Source organism: Parvibium lacunae (assembly GCF_003335215.1).
In the GTDB taxonomy this organism is placed as follows: domain Bacteria; phylum Pseudomonadota; class Gammaproteobacteria; order Burkholderiales; family Burkholderiaceae_D; genus Parvibium; species Parvibium lacunae.
On sequence record NZ_QPGB01000001.1, the window covers coordinates 753,598 to 771,907 of the forward strand.

Consider the following 18,310-nt stretch of genomic DNA (forward strand, 5'->3'; position numbering starts at 1 on the left):
GTGCTTGATTAGGCCCCGTCTGGCAACCCGAAAGCTTGGGTCGCATTTTTAACGAAGGTGCCCAATGAAGCCAAATCCATCATGTAAACCACATAACCATTGACTTCACGCGCTTTGATTTCTAAATTAATTTTGCTGACCAGAATCGTATCTTGAGGATCGTGCTTAGGCAAAATGGCTTCACCATTGTTTGCAATCGCAATCGTTGGCAACGAGCCAATCATTTCCTTGCGAAACAGATTCGCAATCGCGGAAGTGCAGGCGTTAATAATAATATTGCCCACTTCAGAGAGCGCTTCTTGCTCCAATTCCGTAATTTGGCCAATCGGCGCGGCATGTCCCAACATCAATCGCACCACCTCCATGCCCCCTCGCTCCCCAAAGAGTAATAGGGTGTCGGTTCTGAAATTCGCTTGATCCGGCATCGTAAATTCTTGATGCACACCGCAGACACGGTCTGATTGAGTGAATCGGGGGTCTAGGCGTTCGGCCAACTCCGCCGCCGGAATGAGTTCAACCACTGGAATGGAGAGTAAAACCTCTTCATTGACCAAGGTTGATAAGGCAGCAGCAGCTTCTCCAAGACTGATATTAAACGTCTCTGCCAATGCGTCTTGCTGCAGTTCAGTTAATTGCATCATGTGATTGGCCCATCTGAAAAAAGGGGGGGTGGGTAACATACTCAGCTATTCTCAAGACCGGGTGAGCGACTAATTCAGTAACGCCAGAATGGCTTTAACCGTGGTTTCAATGATGGGCTTGCGAAAAAAAACGACGCCAATCTCTTCGGCACGCGCCTTCGTCGAGTCCTGCACATTCGCGGTTAGCAACGCATACTTGGCTTGCGGATGCTGTGCCTGGCAGGCGAGGGCAAAATCCAAACCCGTCATTTTGGGCATGTTGTAGTCAATAATCAGCAAGTCTGGTTTGAAACCGGCGACGACCTGCAAGGCTTCTTCACCGTCTGCCGCTTCTTGAATGGTGGCGGTGGGACATAAATTTTGCACCATCGCCCGCAACATCATCCGTGAGACACGACTGTCATCAACGATCATGATGTTCGGTTGGGTTTGCAGGGTGTCAGTCATCATCATTCCTTTTGAGCGCGTAATACTGGCAAATTGTCCACAAAATTAGCCGCTGAAACCCTCGATTAACGAGATATCCTGCCATTCTGATCCAGATACCCGCATAATTTAGGGAAATTAATCCATGCTATTTGACGGTTATCGGACAACCATGCGGAAACCTGAACCTATCGTAACAATGCTGAAGCAGCACGCCGAGCGACTGCAGTCCCAACCTCTCAGCGCCCTCTTTACGCATGACCCCGAGCGCTTTCAACGTTTTTCGATCACAGCCGAAGGCATATTGTTTGATTTTTCTAAAAATCTGATTGATGAAGCCGCCTACCATACGCTCTTGCAGCTCGCCGCACCGGTTGCTGATTGGCAAGCAAAAATGCGGGCGGGTGCTTATATCAATAGCAGTGAACAGCGCCCCGTATTACACCCTGCCCTACGCCACCCATTGATGGCTGGTTACAGCGTAGATGGGCAGAACATCATGCCAGCGATTCATGCTGTATTGCAACGGATGCGTGACTTTAGCCATGCCATTTTGAGCGGGGAATATCGAGGTTACCGTGATCACCCCATTACCGATATCGTCAACATCGGCATTGGCGGCTCAGATCTAGGGCCGAGGCTAGCCGCCCAGGCCCTGCGGCCGTATCAGCAATCCTTGCGCTGCCATTTTGTCGCGAATGTCGATGGCTTTGAGTTACATCACCTGCTCCCAACCTTAAACCCCGCCACCACGCTGTTTATTGTGACCTCAAAAAGCTTCACAACCCGTGAAACCATGCTCAATGCAGCGACCGCACGAAACTGGTTCACACAACAGGCCCCGGCTAGCGCGGTGGAAAAACACTTTGTTGCGATTTCCGCCAACCAAACGGCGGTGCGAGACTTCGGCATCGCACCGCAGCATATATTTGAGTTTTGGGATTGGGTGGGGGGACGGTTTTCCGTTTGGTCTGCCGTTGGCTTGGCGTTAATGCTGGCAATCGGGCCAACCCATTTCGATGCCTTTCTCGCCGGCGCACATCAGATCGATAACCATTTCTTCAGCGCCCCCGCCGCGCAGAATATGCCGATTCTGATGGCGCTAATCGGCTACTGGAACCGCAGCATCCTCGGTTACAACAGCCTTTGTATTGCGCCCTACCATGCCGGTCTGGAGGCACTGCCGACCTACCTGCAGCAACTAGATATGGAAAGCAATGGCAAGCAGGTACAGCGAGATGGTCTGCCCGTAGCGACACCCACCGCACCGATTGTCTGGGGCCAGGCCGGCACGAATTGCCAACATGCTTTTTTTCAACTGCTACACCAAGGCACCGAAATTTGCCCGGTCGATTTTATTGCTGCTGCCCAAGCAGCCCATCCGTATGTTGCACAACAACGTAGCCTGCTGGCCAATTGCCTTGCCCAAGCCGAAGCGCTGTTGCAAGGCCGCCCATTTGACGCCGCACTGGCCAGCGTTGATGCCACTGCCGTGGCTAGCACTGGCCAAGAAGAGGTGGCCACAGCCAGCTGGCAAATGGCCCAGCAACGGCATTTTCCAGGCAATCGCCCCAGCAATATGTTGTTGTTACCGCGCCTGGGGCCTCATGAGCTGGGGATGCTACTGGCACTTTATGAACATAAAATTTTTGTTCAAGGCGTCCTTTGGCAGATCAATTCATTTGATCAATGGGGGGTTGAGCTGGGTAAATCTCTCGCACAAAACCTCGAAAGGGATTTAGTTGCCGAGACCATACAATTTCCCCATGACAGCTCGACCCTCGGGTTGTTAGCCTACCTCAAAGCTCAAGCGTAACTTCTGGCTGGGTTGCCCCAGCCAATTGCCCTGCTTGTAGCCTGAATTGGCGCTGACAGCGCTCTGCCAATCGCCGATCGTGGGTCACTAATACCAGCGTCGTTCCCTGGGCTTGGTTAATCTCAAACAGTAAATCAATGACCCGTGCAGCGGCATGTTCATCGAGACTTCCGGTTGGTTCATCGGCAAAGAGTAAGCGCGGCTGCATCATAAATGCCCGTGCCAATGCGACCCGCTGTTGCTCTCCCCCAGACAGTTGTTTGGGAAAGTGATGCCCGCGCTCGGCCAACCCCACTTGTGCCAGCAGCGCCAGAGCACGCTCGCGCCCCTGGCGAGCATTAAGCCCCTGCCCCGTAGCCATGAGTTCAAGGGGCAGCAGGACATTTTCCAGCGCGGTTAAGTGCCCAAGTAACTGAAAAGATTGAAACACGAACCCAACCTGGGTCGCACGCCAGGCGGCCCGTGCATCTTCAGACCAACGATTGATGGCTTCTCCCTGCCATAGCACATCGCCTGATGTCGGTAAATCCAGCCCCGCTAACAAACCTAGCAAGGTGGATTTGCCAGAGCCGGAGGCCCCGACTATCGCAACCGATTCGCCAGCGCGAATGGAGAGATTGATCGATTGCAAGATAGTGAGTGGCTGACCCGCATCGGCAATCACCTGGGATAAATTTACGGCAGTGAGAATCTCAGGCGGTACAGACGACGTAGAATCTTGATCCATGGTATCCCTTCAGGTTTAATCATGCATACTAAACGACTCTGGCATTACGTCTTGTTTTCTCGGGTGGATTTCTTTGGCTGGTTCGGTAGAAAAAAGGCCCCTGCCCGGGCGCTCATTTTTCTTTTGTGGTCATTCTTATTGGTTGCAGGGTTACTGCATTCGTTATCTGTGGTGGCGCAACCGAGCCGCACCGACGCCGGTCGCGTTAACCCGACTCGGATCTTGGTCGTCGGCGACAGCCTCTCTGCCGAATATGGTTTACGCCGTGGGACAGGCTGGGTTCAGTTGTTACAGCAAAGCTTGGCAAAACGCTTTTCCCAAGACAGCCTCATTTGGCACAATGCCAGTATCAGTGGGGATACCACGGCGGGCGGTAAACAACGCTTGGGCAAATTACTAAACGAGCATCGGCCTGATATTGTCTTACTGGAACTGGGGGGAAATGACGCGCTGCGCGGTCTTGATCTCAGCCAAACTGAGTCCAATCTGCAAGCCATGATTGAGCAATCTAAACAGCAAGGGGCGCGGGTTATCTTGATTGGTACGCAAATCCCGCCGAATTATGGCAAACGTTACACCTCAGATTATGCGGCGTTATTTGAGAAACTGGCGACCCGCCACAAGGTAATGCGGGTGAACTTTCTCTTAGCAGGCGTCGCCGATCGCGCTGATTATGCGAGTTATTTTCAGGCAGACGGCATTCATCCCAACGAGCAAGCACAGCCGATAATGGCCAATAATGTGCTGCCGGTTTTGGAAAAACAGCTCCAGCAGCGCCCTGTACAACGGCAGTGATGACGTTCAACGACGTCCGGAGTCTAACGAGAGCGGTGTCGTTAATGCCTCAATCTGTAGGTATTCGGTGCGATTGCTCGAACGCTTGACGGGCGTCACGCTGACCGCTCGTTTCACCGGCTGAGCCGCCGGGAACTTAAGACGCGGTAGCGAACGGCTTGCCCCCTCTTTGCTCACCACCGTGTTAGGCGTCGCCGCTTTCTCAGCCAATGCCATGGCTTGGGGCCAGAGCGCGGGAATGGGGGGCAATGCCCCCTCGGCGCGGGGTAAATCTAGCTCAACGCTGCGCGCCGTGAAATTAGGCACGCCCTGCTCATACCAGGCCCGTAAATTATTTAAATTATTGGCAATATCAGCGCGATTGGGTGCCAACTTGACAGCCCGTTCCAGCAGTTGCATCGCCGCTTGCAATTCACCTTGTGCGGCTCGAGCCACGGCAAGATTGTTGAGGGCGATCGGATCAAAGGGATTGAGCCGCGCTTGCTCACTCAAGTTTTGCACTGCTTTCCAGGGCTCACCTTCAGCCATCGACAATCGAGGTTGATTGCCGGTATCTCGGGTATTGCTGCCATAAGTCGCGGGCTGGGCCGCGCCATTAACCCCTACTGGCACACTGGGTAAAGCATACGGATTAGCTGACGCCGCCGGTTGCGGGAGATAGATAGGCGCACCAGCGGCGGGCGCCACACTACCCTGCTGCCAGGCCTGTTCAGTGGCTTGGCGACGCACTTGATCGGCACTCGTGCTTGGCCCAATGGGAACAGTGCTAGGAAAATACTGTGCAATCGCCTGCGCACTGGTCAGTAAGCAACACCCTGTAAATAAGGTTGCCCGCAGGGAGCGCAAGACAGCAGCACGACGGGGGGCGCTGGCTGACTGGAGGCGTAAGTCTGGTGAAAAACCAAGCGTCATTTTTCACTCCTTCATCAATAGTAAGGGCGTAACCCACGGGGTGGGAAACTAACCGGGGTGTAGCTCGGCGCAAACAGGTAGCGCACATAAACCATTCCTGCCGATTCACGGAAGTTAATCGCATTGTCAAAACCGGCATAGCCACCCACAAAGACTTTGGGCGCTAATTGGTACTCTGCACGTCCCGCGATGTTAAACGCTAAGCCTGTCTTTGTTTGACCGTCATAGCGCGTCTTGATCCCAGAACTCGGATTTGCAGCGGCTACCCCATCAACACCGGCTTGTAAGCTGCCTTCGGTTGGAAAGTAGCTGGCCGCATCTTGGGTGAAGGTCTGTAAGCCGATGGCACCGCGTAATTGGTATGCCAGACGACCACTGCGACCGGAGTAATCCATTGGCGCGGTAATGCTCAGATAGCGCTGAGGGCTGAAATAACCCCCATGCCCAAAGGTGTAGTAACTCAAATTCTTTTCATAGGTTAAAAAATTGACGTTGAAACCGACGGTGAATTCTTCATCAATTTTTTGCATCACCTTGTGATAGGCCCCGCCCCCGAACTCAAAGCGGGTGTTATCAGCCACATTGCGACCGGTCAGGAGATGGTATCCACCAAACCCATAGACCCCGCTGCGCCCTAATTCATAATTTAAGTCCAACCGAACCCCAGAAGCACGAACGCCCCCCCAAATACGCCCAGAAACCGGATCTTTGATCCCCGCATAGGAGAGCACGCTATCTGTGACGGGGCGCTGCGAAACCTCAACCGCATAATTGAGCCGGTCGGCGCGATCACGCCAGCGAATTCCGCCGGTTGCATCCACCACTTCAAAACCCAATGGGGTCGTGCCAATATCAACGCCCAAACGCTCCCCTTCGTAAGCCAAGCCCATGCCGACCCCAGAGGCATTGATCGAACGGGAGCCAATATTTCCCAGCGATCCGGTACCCACCCCAAAGCGGGTCGCACGAGCAGGATTATTGAAATTCAAGCTGCCTGCATCCAGTAGCGTGGGGGCTAAGCGCAACGCTAGATGGCCCTCATAACCAATCGGGAAACGGGCTTCGAGCGGCGTCTGTACTTCATAAAGTTGGCCCAGGCCAGCCTCTCCGGTACGGCTGCGCGCATAGACACCGCCTGAAAACGAGCCAGCCCGTTTGGCTTCAATGTCAGCCAGCTCATCGGCAACTGAATCTTGCCGTTTTGGCAAAGGCTGTAAGCTGTTGGGTAACGTTGGCGTCAGCGGCGTTAGGGTGTAGCTCATGCCAGGCATCACCGGCGCTGGAATCGCAGGAATTGCTGCAGGGGCAGGCTGAAACTGTCGCTGCGCCGGGGCAATCCGCACAGGTGCGGCCGGGATAACGGGGCTAGCCGGTGTCACTGGGGCGGGCAAGGCCGCAGGGGCCGGGGAGACAGCGGGACCAGCCAGTTGACGCGGCTCAGTTGCGACAAAAAAACGGCTACCGGGCTGAATTCTGCTGGTTTGGTTGGCTTGTGCCAGGGTTTCCTCTAACCCCCGTGGTGCTGAGATGTTGGCAGCAAGAGTGAGCGGCGTTGCCGTTGACTGAACTTGGGCTTGTGTTTGCTTTTCTAGCAAGGTTGGTTCCTGCCATGCGCTCAGGGCTGTTGCTGACCCCGTTGAGGCAGGTGCCGCCAAGCCCGCAGGCGGTAAAGATACCGCTGTTTGCGCTATCTGGCGCTCGGCGACGGGCGTGGGCAGGGCGCTGGCTGGCAAGCTTAGTTGCAGGCTCAGTTGTAACCCATTCGACCCACGCGCCGCGACGGCGGTTGGCTCTGCTAGACGCTCAGCGCGAGCGGGTGCCGACACCGCGGGTTGCTGAGCTGGCTGGAGCGACAGCGCAATCTCGGCATGGCTGGTCGCGCGCGGCGGCGTGGACGTTATTGACACCCCAACGGCGCTTGACACCTGTTCGCGTTGCACTGGGGTAGCTGGGGTGGAATGCATCGCCGGTGCCGGGGTATGGACAGTCGCTTTACTCACCAGGGCTTGTTGCAAGCGCATGAGGGGGTCATGTCGCACCAACGCATGGGCAGGAGGCTCAGCCACTGTCGCAGAAGAAGACTGACGTGGATAGAATGCGTTTGGCAGACTGCGCGCAGGTGCGCCCGGGATCCCAGATGACTGTTGGCTCGGTGCGGTATCAAAACTCTGCGGCACAATTGGCTTGGGCAGTGCGGATTCTGGGCGCTGCCCCACCGGCTGGATCGGGATGACTGGGGCCATTTCACGTTTTACGGTGGGCAGTGGCATGCCCGGTATTGCGGCTGGGCCAGTATTGCGTGACGCTGGATTGGCACTGGCTGGGGGCACCGTATTGGTCTGATTCAGCAAGGGGCTAGGAATATAGGGTTTGCTGTTAGCTGCGGCCTGGGCATAGGTCAAGGCCTGTTCTCCGCTGAGTGTGGGGATGGTTGTTGCGGGCAGGCGATAATCCACAAAACGCATGCCCAGCGCACCGCCTTGACTGCCACTGCTACTGCGCTCTGCCGCGAGTGCCGCACGGTAGTATTCGGCAGCTTTTTGAGTCAAGCCTTGTGCCCGAGCGATGCGACCGGCCATCGCCAGCACCCGGGGGTTAGAGGGTGCCTGCCGCAACGCTGTGTCGATCGTTTCGGCGGCCAATTTCAAACGCTTATCAGCTAAAGCCGCGCCGGCGAATGCCACACGCGCATCCAGATTGTTCGGTTCCTTGATCAGGCTGGGCTCATACCAACGCAAGCCTTCCGTGTAATCGCCTGCGCTGACATAGAGTCTGGCCAGCCCTTGCTGTAAACGGGGTTCGTCGGGGCTTTCGGCCACGACGGGAGCCAGCACCTCATAGGCGGCGGCATACTGCCCGGCTTCGCGCAAGGTATCAGCTTGACGCAAGGTGTAAGCAATCCGAATATTGTCGAGATCAGCACGCTGCTGTTCGGACAACGGTAAGCTGTAAAGCTGACGCAACTGCGCTACCAACTCGGCATCCTGACGGGTTTTTAGCAAAATAGCCGCATATTGAACCCGTAAACCCGGATCAATGCGCAATGACTGGCCCATCAAACTACGCATTGTGGCGAGCGCGCGCGCTTCATCGCCCATTTCGGCATACATGCCTGCTAACAAACCCAGGTATTCAACCTCTTTGCCTGCAACCGGCTCAACTTGACGAACGATCTGCTGCGCGACAGCAAGCTGACCATCGCGCAAAGCCAGATTAGCCCGCTCAAGTTGAGCATTAATCCAGAGTCGGCGCTGCAGCTGTGCCATTTCTTTCGTGCGAACATTGGCAGGAATTTTTTCAAGCGTGTACAGCCCTTCTGTCCAGTCTTTCGACTCCGCGCTCAAGATGGCACTGGCTTGCAAGGCTTCCGGTAGGTCGGGATGCGAGATCAATAAACCATCAACCACCGCACGCGCTTGCGTGGGGGCATTGAGCTTTTGATATAAGCGAGCCAGATCCAGACGCGACCACGCGTCATCCGGGTCCCACAAGATCGCATCTTCCAGATACTGCATGGCCAAATCAATATCGCCGCGCTTATCGCTGGCACGAGCCAGCGCCCGTAGTTGTTGCGCACGAATTTGGCCAAAGCCACCCATTTTTTCCCGCTGCGACTCGGTCAACCCTTCTGCAATCCGAATCGCTTCATCATGTTTTTCTTGCAATGTCAGGGCACTTAGCAAACCGCGGATCGCTTGCAAGTTGTCGGGATGACGCTCACGCGCCCGGCGATAAATTTGCTCGGCTTGCGCATACTGCCCATCATCCAAGTACAGATCGGCAACATTTAACAGTGGCAGTAGCTGGGTATTATCGAGTTGGGCGGCCTGGAGATAAAGCCCTTTGGCACGCTCATCATTGCCCTGGCGGCGTTCGCTGTCAGCCCGGGTGATCAATCCCCAAAAACGCGCAGAGGCCAATGGCTGCGCCCACTTTTTACTACTGCCTTGTTGCTGCGCACGACTCAGGAGACTTTCAGCTTCGGTGAAGCGCTGTTGTTTCAACCGAATGACACCCAGCCCACCTAGGGCATCAGCATCATTGGGTTTGGTTTGTAATATTGCTTCAAATTGGGCTGCGGCACGCCCCAAGTCGCCTTTATTGAGCGCATTAAACGCAGCGTTAAGGGATTGGTCACGCTCGCTGACTTCCACTTTCGGCGGGTTACGCAGGACCTCTAGGCGATTCAAGATGGCCTCATCTTTCGACTCGACCGCTAAGTAGGCCTCAAACAAGTTTTCATCGGCACGCCGCGCATCCAGCCAAATCAGGGATTTTCGCCAACTCTCCGTGGCCGCTTTAGCCGTGCTTTCCTTTTTTGCCAGAGCCGCCAGTAAACGAATAGCTTCACGCCGCGTACTTTCGCGATAGGAAAGATGCTGTGCATAAGCGAGTTCATATTTGGGATTGCCAGGATTTTCTTTTTGCAAGCGTTCTAGGCCTTTACGGGCCTCTTCCCAGCCAGCGGCACTGCCGCCCAGCGTTTGATAATACTCCAGAGCCAAAGGCCCGCTTTGCGGGACCTTGCTGCCAAACACTTGTTTATAGGTTGTTAAGGCTTGCTCTGACTGCCCGGTTTGCGCTTGTTGCCGTGCCTGCTCAAGGACTTGTTTGTCGCTCGTGCGATATAGAACCGCTTCTTCGAGTTTTTTGATACCGGCATAATTAGGATGCTTCTCGCGTAAACGGGTGAAATAACTGCGGGCCGTATCCTGACGATTATTGTCTAGCTCAAATTGCACCATCCCGGCCAACGCTTCAGGATTATCGGGCTGCAAACGCAACAGCTTCGACCAAGCATCAGCGGCGCGATCTGGACGATTTTGACTACTCCAGTAGCGACCTTGTTCAATCAGCACTTTGATGGCCGCATCCTGAGCCAGAGCAGGCTGACTCAGCGTTGTGCTAAGTAAGGCCAGCATCAATGAGCTGATGAGTTGTTTTGTTTGCATAGACTCGACTCCCGATTTACCTTAATGAGGGGGTAATCATTAACAGGCCCCCCTTAGCTGTAAGGCCCCGTCTCGCTGAAAACGAAAACGCTTTTCCAGCCAACCTCGACCAAATAACAGCAATACCGCATCGTAATAATTCCAACTCTGCACTCTCGCCGGTGAGCCGTCCCACAACGCCTCAATACGGGTTTGCTGCTGGGCCAGTAATCGTGCTTCTGGCCAGGCAGAGAGATAGGGTAACAACGCGGCGGAGAATCCGACTCCCCCCTCTTCCTGTTGCTGCCCGGTCTGCAAATTTACCAATCTTGGTGGCGCCAAATTCGTTTGCAGGGCTTGCTGCATCCCACGGTAGAGTTGCAGCCACTGTTGCTTTTCACGACTCGACCACAGACCCGCACTCATCCCCAACCAGCTATACACGCGAATGGCATCATAGCTGCCAATCGGGCCCTTTTCAGTATCCGCAGCTAGCCACTGCCCTTCGCCCGTTGCACTGACTTGGTAGGTTACCCAATCTGCAGCATAGCCTTGTTGGGTGGTCTGCCGCAGCAGCGTGAGACTGTTTTTTTCAAGCTGAATCCAGCTCTGGCTGCGCGACTTTGCCGAAAAATAGCGTAACTTAAATGGGGGCAAATAGCTCGGATTAAAACGCCAGCGTGTTAGCCCTGTTTTGTCCGTGACCTTAAAGCCTTGCTCGCCCGGCAGGAGCATGATGCCAAGCCCCGGCACGGTGACGAACAACTTTTTCTCGATCAGCGCCATGACGCTCGAACCCAAGGCAGCATAGCGCGGCTCTTGCCAATAACGCGCTGCCTCTAGCAAGGTATAGGCTAACCATAAATCGGCATCGCTCGCCCCGTTGGGATCCAATACCCCCCAGGTGTTGTCAGGGCGACGCCCCCACTTCCAGGCTGGCAAACGAGCCGTTAGGTCATTCCCCGCCAAGTTGGATTGTGTCCAAGCTAGTACCCGCTCAAAAATAGCGCGGTCATTCGCCACCAACGCAAAGAACAAGGTGTAAACCTGCCCCTCAGAGGTTGATTGCTGCTCAGGGGTCGAAAAATCAATGACTCTGCCATCCGACTGAATGAAACGACTTTTATACGATAACCAGTCTGCCCACGTGGATTTCGCGGACGCAGAACAGCTTGGAAGGGCTGGTTGGCTCGCCACGGCTGCGCGCGGCTGGAACAACCCGCCTGCCAAACTCCCCAACGCCGCCAATAAATATTGACGGCGTTGGGTGAGAGAGGCGCTTGAGCGAGGGGGGTGATCACCCTCTACACGCATTAAACTTTACCTGAGAGACGTTTTTCTGCACGCACACGCAGTATTCGATACAAGAGCACGGCGACCACAATGGCAGCCAACAATCCTAACAAGGCCAAGACCAGGGGATTATTGGAGAAGAACCAGCGTATGTACGTCCATACAGGCAAGCTACCCACATAGTAGGTGCTTCCCACCGCCAAACTCTCGACCTCTTTGCCACGCACGACAACCAATGCCCCTTGCACTTTAGTGATCAACTCAGGGTCCATCAAGACACCGAGCAAATCAAATAAGTTATTGGCACGGCTGGTCATGACCGCCACCACACTGCGACCACTACTCAGCGGCGATTCAAAGCCGAATAACGCGGCTTCGTTGGATGCCCCACTCAGGGAAATTTCAGCTCGGCGTGGAATCCGTTCGGAGGCACCCAATCCTTCTAGCCAGTGGTTAAACTTAAATAACAGGTCAGACACTTCGAAATTACGACTTTCGCCATTGGTGCTGAAAGGCATATATTTCGCCCATTGCGAGAAGAGCGGTTGATTGGATGCGGAGCCAAGGATCAATAAATCTTTATTGGCATAGTTTTTCGCATCCGCCGCACGACCGACGACGACCCCGGTTGTCGGATACCCCGTTGATTCCCCCATGCGCCCCATTAATGTTAAGTAAGCACCTAAATCTAAGCTGCTATAGCTATCTGGGAAAATCACCGCTGTCTCTGAAAGATCAGCCATGCGGGTGAAAGGAAAGCCGGCGTTACCGAAAGCGGCCAAATTGGGCATCGCGAGGTAATGCGGAAATGCCGTCAGATCAATGGTCGAATCTGGATCAATGGCGGCACGCAAATTGTCGACTAAAACATCTTTACAGTGACCATGTTTTAGGTAGTCAAACGCAAAGTGGAATTGCAATTGAGCCCGTGCTGGCATCATGTAGGGAGGGATGTATACCCGTTCTTGGACTGGCATCGTCCCATCCGGTAGCAAGGCTTTTTTCAAGCGAGCGATAGTGCGATCGTAGTCATCAATCGAGTTTTGCTCAACCCACATGAGAGGAATGGAGGTCACAAAATACCGATCTACGTTGACATTCAGCGTTGATTTATCGCGCTGAGGACGAGGGGTATAACGGTATTTCAAATCCAGTGGAATCCCTTCACTCTTCCAAGCAAAGAGATCAGGGGGAATGCGTGTGTTAACCCGCACCAGGTCGGGACGCAGACCCGCCACATTGAGACTACGCAGGTCATTCAACTCGCCCAGCTTAACGGGCCGATCACTTGGCAACCAGTTCGGCGCATCATAAGGTTTGCGGGCTTTCTCTTCCTTGAGTTGGGTCACAACGGTTGAGGTTCCACTCATCATGCCTTTACCAAACGCCAATGCAGACGCAGCTGTTTTAATCTCTTTACCATCGCGGCCCATGACTAACAATATTTTGTAGCGGATATCATTAGGATGACTGATGACAGCAACCGTCGGGCCAGAAATCGCGGGCAAGTTCAACCCAGCAGGGGCTTCTTGAGTGGTCGCAAAGGCAACCAAATTTTGATTCGGTAAGTTATTGAGATGAGCGGGGAACAAGGCGCCACGATAGCTTGCCAGGCTACCAAACCATGAAGCAGTAATACCGGCCGCTTCCAGGGTCGCCGCCGAAGGAGCCGCAGCAAAAAGGAAAGGTAGCTCTAGCCGGCGGCCATCGCGTTTGTCGAAAAACGGCAGCGGCAATAAAGCCAGGTCATTCTGTAGCGATAACGGGGTGACGGTAAATTCGAGTTCACTCTGATTACTGACTTTCAACCACAGTGAGGAATGGAGTGGATCTTCACATTCGTAGGTATAGTGACCAATCAATTGCAACTGTAGCTGATTGTAGTCAGCCAGGTATTTGGGATTCAAACTGATTTCACGACTGACCGGGCTGCCCGCATTTTCCTTGGGGAGTGGAATGGTTGCGACAACCTCACTATTCATCATCACTTTGAGGTGAGAAATCTGTGAAATCAGGGCTGGCGAATAGGTATAGTTCAGTTTGAGTTTGATTTCGCTCACGACTTCATCTGCAGGAATGCTGAATGGCACACTGTAACTACCATCAACCCCACGAATCTCAAACGCATCGTAAGTGCCCAGTTGCTTGAGGGTGAAGCCATATTTCCTGACAACCCCTAATTCACCGGTGGAATTAGAACGCACATACACGTCATTTGGCGTTTTGCCATCATTTCGAACCTCAACAGGCACGAAATCGCGTATTTTCTCGTCGCGCTTTTTCGCCCAAGCGGCCTCGTTAAAGTAGTCGGATGGCCCCCATGCCAAAACACCGAGCACAAGACCTGCAAATAATTGACGGATCATAATTGCCTCTATAGTTTAATTGTGTAGCGCGGCACGCTTTGCAACGCGCTGTTTACGCCAAGGTGTCATAAAACGAATAAATTGGGAACTGCGATGTTCGGCTGGTGAAGGTTGCCCGGACATTGATGTTTCCGAGGCCCCCACCAGCGCCTGTTTTTTCGGTTGCCAGACATACGCCACCAAAGCCCGCGCGAGCTTACTAAAACCCAGTACCCCAACACCCGCAACTTCAGCCAAGCCCCGTAATGGCTTATCTGGAACCCGATCATCACTCCAAATTGCCCAGGTATCTGCACGTGCGAATGTACACTGCACAAATTGATACATGGTCGCTGTATCCATCTCATCAAATTGTAAGCCCAGGCGATCACGGCGATTAGGTAAACTGACCACCGTAGCGGGGAATTCGTACTCTTGATCAGCCCGATATAACAGTACACTCACGCGATCATATAACTCTAAGTGCAGCGGATGCTCAGTGTTTGAATCCAAGGCCATCGGTAATTGTATGCCCACCCCACCATCAGAATAATCAACGGTCTGTGCTCGCAGAATATGTCCATTGGGATAACGGATCGCAGCGGGGAGTTGCATCGCCACACGGTGACTATGTCGAACTTGGCGAGCTTCACTGGCTACAGCAATACTGGCGCCTAAAATAACCAGGTTATAAACAGTCCAGATCATGTTTAAAAGGACCGTATCAAGCTCGTGCGTACTCCACCAAAAAAACCGCCCAAAACCTGCTAGCAAGCCCGCTATATTGAGGCCAAGCATGATCAAGTACGGGGCTGAAATACCCCAATCAAAAAATTCTTTTTCTGTTAAACCGCCCTTAGGGGTAACGTTGAACTTACCCAGTTTCGGGTTGATAACCGCCACTAAAGTTGGGCGTAAGATATACCAAGCCAACACTGACTCGTACACTTCTGCCCAAAAAGAGTGGCGAAATTTACCTTGCATTCGAGAGTTAGTAATGCTCGCATGCATTAAGTGCGGCAAGGCAAAAGCAGCAATGGTTATGGCACTGGCGCTAATAACGTGGGCGCCAAAAAATAAATAAGCAAGCGGCGCCGTTAAAAAAACAATCCGTGGCAAGCCATAAAAAAAGTGCAACATCGCGTTGGCGTAGCAGAGTCGCTGACCTAACTTTAAGCCTTTGCCCAGGAAAGGATTATCAACTCGAAAAATTTGAGCCATCCCGCGGGCCCAACGAATACGCTGGCCAACGTGGGCAGACAGACTCTCTGTCGCAAAACCAGCCGCCTGAGGGATCTGCAAATAAGACCAGCCGCCTGAGGGATCTGCAAATAAGCGGTGTTGTATCCCAACCGATGCATCTTGAGGGCTGTATGTGCATCTTCGGTTACGGTTTCCACCGCAATGCCACCAATTTCCTCAACGACAGAGCGCTTTAATACCGCACAAGAACCGCAAAAGAATGCTGCATTCCAAAGATCATTGCCATCTTGTACCAGCCCATAAAATAATTCGCCTTCATTGGGGATGCGGCGGAATGTCTCAAGATTTTTTTCAAAGGGATCGGGAGAAAAAAAGTGGTGCGGAGTTTGCAGCATGGCCAGCTTGGGATCACGCATGAACCAGCCCAAACAAATTTGCAAGAAACTCCGTGTCGGCATGTGATCGCAATCAAAAATGCCGATATATTCGCCATCGGTTAAGGTGAGCGCGTGATTAATATTCCCCGCTTTTGCATGTTTATTGTCGGGTCGTGTTAAGTGGACTACCCCAGCCTCTATCGCGAATTCTCGAAATTCGTCACGGCGACCATCATCTAAAATATAGACTCGAAGCTTGTCTGCGGGCCAATCAAGTGCTTTAGCTGCCAACACCGTCGGCTTAACCACTTTGAGGGGTTCGTTATAAGTGGGAATAAAAATGTCAATGGTTGGCCATTGCGAACGATCAGAAGGCAATGGCACAGGCCGGCGTTCCAACGGCCAAGCTGTCTGAAAATAGCCAAATACCAGTACGCTGTATGCATACAACTCAGCCAATAGCAGGCCTACACCAAAAAATAAATCGATAAAGTTTTCGAGTATTAAGGTTTCGGTGATCCGCCAATACATGTAACGAGTCGAAGCCAATAAGGAAAACTGAATCAAGATCAAGGCCACAAAGCGGCCTGGAAATTGCCTTACTAGCAAAGCAGAACAAACGCATAGCGTCGCAAACATGACCTGGTATTTCAGTTCCAATGGAATCGTCACCGCATAGAACAAGAGCAGGCTGGCCAGGAGCGCCCCAGCAAAACGTACCAAGCGGTTATTCCACATCGGCCACATCAGCGCCGCATTCAGCCACTCTCCCGTATCGTGAGGAATATATAGCTTGCGTTTCTTTTGAGTCGCGAGGCCTCTTGGGCGTATGCGGCGTGAATCCATCACCCTCTCCCGCTAGTAGGTAGGATGGCCTGCACAAGCCACTGCGCATTGGTTAGGATATCGTGCGCACCCTGAGAGTGTGGCGCGTATTGAAAAACAGTCTGTCCATATGCCAACGCTTCCGTTAAACCTTGATCAAAATGAACGGAGGTTGGCAAAATTCGGTCTGGAATGTGCGCACGGAAAGCGGCGACAATATCGCGGTTGAGTGCTTTACTTGCATCAACTTGGTTTAGCAAATAGGCAGACCCTAGGAAGTCCGGGCGCTGATAGCAGTAATCATGCAGCAGCACCTCCATCCCTGGCACCGTGGCATAAGAAGCAGGGTCTGCCAACACGACCACTAATGCGACACTCGCGGCACGGAGTGCCTGTTGCATATAGACCGAAGGACCAGGCGGCGTATCAATCACAACCACATGATCATTCGTCAAGCCAATTTTCTGTAAATTTTCAATCAGCCAATTAGGGCTAGCTTCAAGATGATGCTCAAACCGCTGCCGATCGGCCTCGTTAACAGAACCATATGGAATAACTTGGACCCCTGCCGCGGTGTCATACATAGCATTGATCCAGCTCGCTGCTGCTAGAGTGCTGCGGGACAAGCCATTAATTTCGGCGTGGGGAACCCCAAAGTGCAGTCTTAAGGCATTTTGCGGATCGAAATCCAGGGCAACCACCGCAGCACCACATTGGCGCAGCGCCGCGCATAGGTTAGCGGATACGGTGGTTTTGCCTACCCCACCTTTGGCTGAGACAACCGCAACAATTTTCACCAGACTATCCGCATAAAGAGACGATCACCAAGATTATTTTTTTACGAGTCGACCGAAAAAGCCTTGACCCGACGGCGCTGACACGTGTTGCCCAGCCGCTGCCAGCCGCTCAAATACCTGCCCCAGTGAAACGTCGGGGCGAGCAGGCTGAGCAACTGCGGGTTGCGTTAAGCTTGGCTCTATGGGCCGACCGAGACGTTGCGCCAAGGGTGATAAATGTGCAAGCGGCGACACCACCGGGGAAGGATTTACAGGAACAGGACGCAGGGATTCTAATGGAGTACTGACAGACACAACTGGCACAGGCATTGGCATCACTGGCGCGGGAGCCGGAGTCGAGGCTGGCAGCGGGGTAGGAGACAGGGCCGTCGGCACAGAGGGCACATCGGGTAAATTTTCAATCGATACCGCATTGATCAGCGGCCAGCGCATCACCGCGTCCCGCTGCTCTTGTTCACGACCGATTTCTTGATAATTTTCTGATCGCCCACCAAAACGGTGAAATAAGGCTGCTACATCATCTGCTGTGCTCATCGCCCACCTCGCGCCGCATCACATTAAACACTTAAGCTAAACTCAAATTCTCGTCGCAAATCATTGTATTCCCCAATTTGCTTGACGACCAACGCATCTTGCGCCCCTAAAGCCTTGAACCATGCTTGGTAAAGCCCTTCCAAGATACCGCCCACCCACGGCCTAGAATTTTGACCCATTGCGTTAACGAGGGGACAAGCAGCGTGCTTGATATTCAGTGAATGACCGAGATCTTGAACCGACACTACCCCCCAGGACATTTTTTCTAGCACCTCATTAATCGCCTGCTCTACCGCCGGCAATGCGTCACAGGGGGGAAGTGCCTCACGCTCAGCCATGGCAACACCAACGCGACGCATCAGTGTACGTAACTCAAGTTCAGATAATTGCTGGGAGAACTCCGTACTAAGCGCCATCAAAAATGGCGACCAGCTTTTCGAATATCCCAACTTAGAAAAATAACCAAGTAAGCCAACTGAGTTTTCGCTGTGGTCTGCGGACGTCTGTTGCATTTTTCTACTCCCTATGACAAGTATTTGTCCTACCCGTGATCGCATTTACTCTGTCAGGCTAAGCGAATCGATTGTAACAAGAAGGGGGAGTGTGACTGTCTAGATTGACAAAATTTAATAATACTTGTTGCAAACGTAGCAACAGCCACTCACCCGAGAAACCAGCGTCTAGGACA

General features: G+C 53.2%; 12 protein-coding genes and 1 pseudogene. 2 read left to right on the forward strand and 11 right to left on the reverse strand.

The features are described 5' to 3' along the window. Nucleotides 1-8 precede the first annotated feature (8 nt). Both DU000_RS03595 and DU000_RS03600 read right to left on the reverse strand, forming a co-directional pair. On the reverse strand, nt 9-641 hold the full coding sequence (locus DU000_RS03595; RefSeq protein ID WP_147266960.1) for a chemotaxis protein CheC: 633 nt from the start codon (nt 639-641) through the stop codon (nt 9-11). A gap of 69 nt (nt 642-710) precedes the next feature. Beyond that, complete coding sequence (locus DU000_RS03600; RefSeq protein ID WP_114401947.1) at nt 711-1,088, reverse strand: response regulator transcription factor; 378 nt, start codon at nt 1,086-1,088, stop codon at nt 711-713. A 151-nt stretch (nt 1,089-1,239) separates the two neighbouring features. On the opposite strand from DU000_RS03600, the gene pgi reads away from it, so the two are divergent. After that, entirely contained in the window at nt 1,240-2,883 is a 1,644-nt protein-coding gene (gene pgi / locus DU000_RS03605) for a glucose-6-phosphate isomerase (protein ID WP_114402100.1), read from the forward strand. Here the strand turns inward: pgi and DU000_RS03610 are convergent. Continuing rightward, nucleotides 2,867-3,610, reverse strand: coding sequence for an ABC transporter ATP-binding protein (locus DU000_RS03610; RefSeq protein ID WP_114401948.1), 744 nt, complete (start codon nt 3,608-3,610; stop codon nt 2,867-2,869). The two genes, pgi and DU000_RS03610, sit on opposite strands and share 17 nt — an antisense overlap. 21 nt (nt 3,611-3,631) lie before the next feature. Between DU000_RS03610 and DU000_RS03615 the strand changes: the two genes are divergently transcribed. Next, nucleotides 3,632-4,405: an arylesterase gene (locus tag DU000_RS03615; protein ID WP_114401949.1), complete on the forward strand. Its 774-nt coding sequence runs from the start codon at nt 3,632-3,634 to the stop codon at nt 4,403-4,405. A gap of 6 nt (nt 4,406-4,411) precedes the next feature. Here the strand turns inward: DU000_RS03615 and DU000_RS03620 are convergent, their stop codons facing one another. The 8 genes and pseudogenes from DU000_RS03620 to bcsD form a co-directional block, all read right to left on the reverse strand. After that, entirely contained in the window at nt 4,412-5,317 is a 906-nt protein-coding gene (locus DU000_RS03620; RefSeq protein WP_114401950.1) for a tetratricopeptide repeat protein, read from the reverse strand. A gap of 14 nt (nt 5,318-5,331) precedes the next feature. Further along, nucleotides 5,332-10,269, reverse strand: coding sequence for a cellulose biosynthesis protein BcsC (locus DU000_RS03625; protein WP_114401951.1), 4,938 nt, complete (start codon nt 10,267-10,269; stop codon nt 5,332-5,334). A gap of 39 nt (nt 10,270-10,308) precedes the next feature. Further along, nucleotides 10,309-11,562 carry a cellulose synthase complex periplasmic endoglucanase BcsZ gene (gene bcsZ / locus DU000_RS03630; RefSeq protein ID WP_114401952.1) on the reverse strand — a complete coding sequence of 418 codons (1,254 nt, stop codon included), beginning with the start codon at nt 11,560-11,562 and terminating at the stop codon, nt 10,309-10,311. Continuing rightward, nucleotides 11,562-13,907: a cellulose biosynthesis cyclic di-GMP-binding regulatory protein BcsB gene (bcsB, locus tag DU000_RS03635; RefSeq protein ID WP_114401953.1), complete on the reverse strand. Its 2,346-nt coding sequence runs from the start codon at nt 13,905-13,907 to the stop codon at nt 11,562-11,564. The genes bcsZ and bcsB overlap by 1 nt, the downstream gene beginning before the upstream one ends. Nucleotides 13,908-13,922: 15 nt before the next feature. Further along, nucleotides 13,923-16,228, reverse strand: a pseudogene (gene bcsA, locus DU000_RS03640) (UDP-forming cellulose synthase catalytic subunit). An 83-nt stretch (nt 16,229-16,311) separates the two neighbouring features. After that, the gene (bcsQ, locus tag DU000_RS03645) at nt 16,312-17,088 is read right to left on the reverse strand and encodes a cellulose biosynthesis protein BcsQ (RefSeq protein ID WP_114401954.1); all 777 of its coding nucleotides are present in this window, start codon (nt 17,086-17,088) and stop codon (nt 16,312-16,314) included. Between the two features lie 33 nt (nt 17,089-17,121). Beyond that, nucleotides 17,122-17,622, reverse strand: coding sequence for a cellulose biosynthesis protein BcsP (gene bcsP, locus DU000_RS03650; protein ID WP_114401955.1), 501 nt, complete (start codon nt 17,620-17,622; stop codon nt 17,122-17,124). 23 nt (nt 17,623-17,645) lie between these two features. Continuing rightward, nucleotides 17,646-18,134: a cellulose biosynthesis protein BcsD gene (gene bcsD, locus DU000_RS03655; protein ID WP_158529620.1), complete on the reverse strand. Its 489-nt coding sequence runs from the start codon at nt 18,132-18,134 to the stop codon at nt 17,646-17,648. Between the last annotated feature and the right edge of the window lie 176 nt (nt 18,135-18,310).